Origin of the sequence: Mycobacterium sp., from assembly GCF_035499775.1 — a bacterium.
GTDB lineage: Bacteria > Actinomycetota > Actinomycetes > Mycobacteriales > Mycobacteriaceae > Mycobacterium.
The window spans coordinates 1-3,824 of sequence record NZ_DATJYB010000382.1; the positions used below are offsets into that span (position 1 = coordinate 1).

6 protein-coding genes are annotated in these 3,824 nt (G+C 62.9%); 2 read left to right on the plus strand and 4 right to left on the minus strand.

Annotation, left to right across the window (positions count from 1 at the left end; all coding sequences use genetic code 11):
• On the minus strand, positions 1-533 hold a 533-nt coding region (locus VML93_RS23565), incomplete at its 3' end, for an AMP-binding protein (RefSeq protein WP_325614696.1).
• A 446-nt stretch (positions 534-979) separates the two neighbouring features.
• On the opposite strand from VML93_RS23565, the gene VML93_RS23570 reads away from it, so the two are divergent.
• Positions 980-1,294 (plus strand): hypothetical protein, encoded by a 315-nt coding sequence (locus tag VML93_RS23570; protein WP_325614697.1) that lies wholly within the window; start codon positions 980-982, stop codon positions 1,292-1,294.
• A 58-nt stretch (positions 1,295-1,352) separates the two neighbouring features.
• On the opposite strand, the gene VML93_RS23575 is transcribed toward VML93_RS23570, so the two are convergent.
• Entirely contained in the window at positions 1,353-1,652 is a 300-nt protein-coding gene (locus tag VML93_RS23575) for a hypothetical protein (protein ID WP_325614698.1), read from the minus strand.
• A gap of 150 nt (positions 1,653-1,802) precedes the next feature.
• Here VML93_RS23575 and VML93_RS23580 point away from each other — a divergent pair, with 150 nt between their 5' ends.
• A complete protein-coding gene (locus VML93_RS23580) occupies positions 1,803-1,961 on the plus strand; it encodes a hypothetical protein (RefSeq protein WP_325614699.1) in 159 nt (52 codons plus the stop codon).
• A 41-nt stretch (positions 1,962-2,002) separates the two neighbouring features.
• Here the strand turns inward: VML93_RS23580 and VML93_RS23585 are convergent, their stop codons facing one another.
• Together VML93_RS23585 and VML93_RS23590 are read right to left on the minus strand one after the other, a co-directional pair.
• A complete protein-coding gene (locus tag VML93_RS23585; RefSeq protein ID WP_325614700.1) occupies positions 2,003-2,398 on the minus strand; it encodes a nuclear transport factor 2 family protein in 396 nt (131 codons plus the stop codon).
• A 126-nt stretch (positions 2,399-2,524) separates the two neighbouring features.
• Positions 2,525-3,718 carry an aldose epimerase family protein gene (locus tag VML93_RS23590; protein ID WP_325614701.1) on the minus strand — a complete coding sequence of 398 codons (1,194 nt, stop codon included), beginning with the start codon at positions 3,716-3,718 and terminating at the stop codon, positions 2,525-2,527.
• Between the last annotated feature and the right edge of the window lie 106 nt (positions 3,719-3,824).

Below are 3,824 nucleotides of genomic sequence, written 5' to 3' on the forward strand. Positions count from 1 at the left end.
ACGATGTTTGCGTGGGTGATGCGAACCGCCTTGGGAAATCCCGTCGATCCGGAAGTCAACTGCATGAATGCCAAGTCATCGTCGTCGGTCTCAACCGGGTCGATCCGGCGGCTGTCGAGCAGTTGACCGATGGTCACCACCCGCATGCCCAGCTGAGACAGCACTGGTGCCGCAGCCATGAACGGGTCAGAGACGACGACACACTTCGCGTCGATCATCTTGATGACGGAGGTGGTCTCCTCGGCCCAGCGCTGCAGGTCGGTGCGCGGCGTGGGCTGATGCAGCATGGTCAGGCTGGCACCCCGCATCCAGATGCCCTGCGCGGTCGGCGCGATCTCGGCCGGGTCACCGGCCAGCACGGCAACGGCGTCACCAGGTCCGACGCCCGTCGCGGCCAGGCCACCAGCAACCTGTCGAGCCCGCTGATGCACTTCCGCCCAGGAGTGCCGGACAGGCGCGTTCGGCTCGCCGGTGACCATGCCGTGGATGGTGCACTGCGCACTGGAAAACATCGTCTCGGTGAATCTGCTCACGAGGATCCCTCTGCAAGCGCAGCGTTAGGGGAACTGATGGTGTCGAGATCTCGCGCGCACCGGTAATGCTGAAGCCGCTGGGCTTCGAATGCCGTTTGTCCCGAAAAGAATTCAGCGCGACACCGAAAGATCGTGACCTCCTCGCGTTGGCCCCGGGATGGTCCCACACGCTGAGCGAACTGCCTGCTGAGCGCCTCCAACGCGATGACCGTACCTGAGCGACCGCCGTGGAACACGGCGAAACGCCGATTGTGATGTCGGTCACCGCTGAACCCGCACACGCCGCCGACTCGGACGAAACCGCCTCGGATGCACGTCACACCCGAGGACTTGGAGAGGTACGGCGACGAGGAGCAGGCCCGCGCGGCGTGGGAGGAGGAAACGGCCTTGCGGATCGGACGCAATTCCGGTCAGCTAACTGCAACCCGCAATGAAAGGTTCGCCTGATGATCAAGCAAGTTCTCGGAGTTTCTGCTGTGTCATTCGCAGTCGCTGTGGGAATTACGGTGATCGGGGCCCCGCCGGCCGTAGCCGACACCTACTGCGGCAAGTCCAGCCGCGGGGCGTCGGTTTACGCCGGCAACTCGCAGACCTCGTGCGAATTCGCCATGGCCACAGCCGAGGCTTACCACTCCTATGGAAACGGCTCGCTTCCGTTCAACGTGCGCAGCCCGGTTACCGGTCAGACTTACTCCATGACATGTACCGCCGCCGGCTCGGTATGCCAGGGCGGCAACAATGCCCTCGTCTACTTGCGCTAGCTATCGTTCGCCTTGCCGCGTATCGATCGTCGCTTCAAGAGCCGTAAAGAGCCCACTGCTACCCGGCGTCGCTGACGGCTTCGAGGCGCTGGTTCACCCGAGCCAGCGCCTCGTCGAAAACCTCTACCTTTTCACTGCGCTTTTCGTTGGCCGGCTGGGCGGCGCCGCGGGCACCTTCGACCTCCACTCGGGCCGCACCCTGGCGCCGCAACAGGCTGAAGTTCTTCTCGCGTGCCCGCCTGAGCTTGCCCTGCAGTTCCTTCAGCGACTTCTCGTCCATGCGGGCCAGAGCCTCGGGATGAGCCGCGCCGATCAACGAACTTTCCTGCGGGGTCAGGTTCACATGGTGGTTGCTCACCGTAGATTCATAGCCCGCGCCGGCCACACCTGTCGACAAATCGCGGGAGGGCGTCCCGAACGGTCACGCTGTGGCTATTTCGAATTCACATCGTTCACGCGGCCGCGGTGCCTGCCGGAACTATCTGCCTAAGGCAGAGACAATCTCCTCATGCCCACCGAACCCCCACCCCCGCCACCCGCCTCGCCGAAACCGCCGCGGCCGCACGTCGCGCCCGACGATTTGGAGCGGTTCGGCGACGAGGATCAGGTGCGCGCGGAGTGGGACGAGGGCCGGCTCCGCGACGAGCAGCCGCCGCATCACCGTTAGCCCGCCGCGCCGATAAGGGTGCGCTCACCGCCGCAACCGTGTCAGGTGCCCGAAGCAAACGCGGCGGCGATGCGATCCATCAGCGAGTTGAGGTCGTAGTAATCGCGCAGGCGCACGATCCTGCCATTGCCGTCGACCTCGAAGACGCCGACGACCTCCAGGTCGAATGACTTCCCTTGAATCTCGAAAACATCGGCCCGTTCAACCATGACGGTGCCACCACTCGCCACAAGGTTCCTGACCTCGACCGTGATACTTGGAACGAGTTGCACTTGCGCTTCGATCTCGGCCCTGATGGCGTCGGCCCCGCGATAGGTACCTCTCGGCCCGTCGGTCCAGACGGCGTCGGCGCCGAAGAAACTGACAAGTTCGTTCACGTCGGATTGCTTGAGGGCCGCCAAAAACCTTCGCACTACCTGCTCTGCAGCTTCACTCACCCGGAAACCAACTCGATAGCCTGCGATCCGCAGCGTAGGGCGGGTTCCCGATCTGGTCTAGACATTCGCGAATTCGATTGCGACGGACGGTCGGGAAACATCGGCCGAATAGGCGCCGCACGGCGCTTATTCGGTGCCGAAGGCAAAAACCGTTGTCGAATCGTAGGTCTGGCCCGGGTTGAGCATGGTGGTCGGGAAGTTCGGATGATTCGGCGAATCCGGGTAGTGCTGGGTCTCCATCGTGAATCCCGCGCCCTGCCGGTAGATGTGCCCGCTGGTGCCCGTGAACGTCCCGTCGATGAAGTTGGACGTGTAGAACTGCACACTGGGCTCGGTTGTGGACACAATCAGGGTGCGTCCCGTCTGCGGATCCTCGGCCCTGGCCGCCTGCACCAGACCAGTGTTGTTGCCGCGGTTGATCACCCAGTTGTGGTCGTAACCGTGGGCCAGCAGCAGCTGCGGGTCATTCGCGGTGATATGCGCGCCGATCGTGATCGGTGATGTGAAGTCGTACGGTGTGTTCTTCACCGGGGCGATCTGCCCGGTCGGGATCTGTGTGGGGTCGGTTGGCGTGTAGTTGTCGGCAAAGATGGTGACCCTCTGGCCGTAGACGTCGAGCCTGTCCTCACCTGCCAGGTTGAAGTAGCTGTGATTGGTCAGGTTGACAACGGTCGGCGCATCGGTGGTCGCGTGGTAGTTGACGCGCAGTTCGTTTTTGTGGTCCAGGGTGTAGGTGACGGTGGTCGTCAGCGTCCCGGGATAGCCCATTTCGCCTGCGGGACTTATATATTGGAGTTTCAGACCCACGCTGTCGCCACCGTTCTGCTGACTGGCCTGCCACACCTTCGTATCGAAGCCCGCGGTGCCGCCATGCAGGCTGTTGCCATTGTTGTTGATCGGCAAGTGATATTCGTTGCCGTTCAACGAGAAAGCGCCCTTGGCGATCCGGTTGCCATAGCGACCGATGATCGCGCCGAAATAGGTCTTGGCGGATCCGGTGTTGTTGAGGTAGCCGATCAGGGTCGGAAAGCCCAGTACCACATTGTCGACATGTCCGGTGCGATCGGGGACCTCGATCGATTGAATGATGCCGCCGTAGGTCAGGATTCGGACGCGCATGCCGTGCCCGCTGCTGAGCGTGTAGCGGCTCACCGGCGTCCCGCCCACCTCGCCGAACGGCTCGGTCGTGATCGACGGCGCCCCTGCGGGTTCCGCTGCATTGCCGCTGTCCTTGGCGGAGTTGGTCGTCGTATTGCCGCATGCCGCCACGCCCGCTACCCCGGCGATGAGGATCAGTTGACGTAATCGTTTGCCGCGCATTGGCGCTCCTCGCACTCGTGACTAGTTGCCCTTCACGTAGCCGCCAGTGCAGATGTTGTAGTGCCCGGCTGGATCGAATGCCTCTCCCTTGCCCGGGAAGTACCAC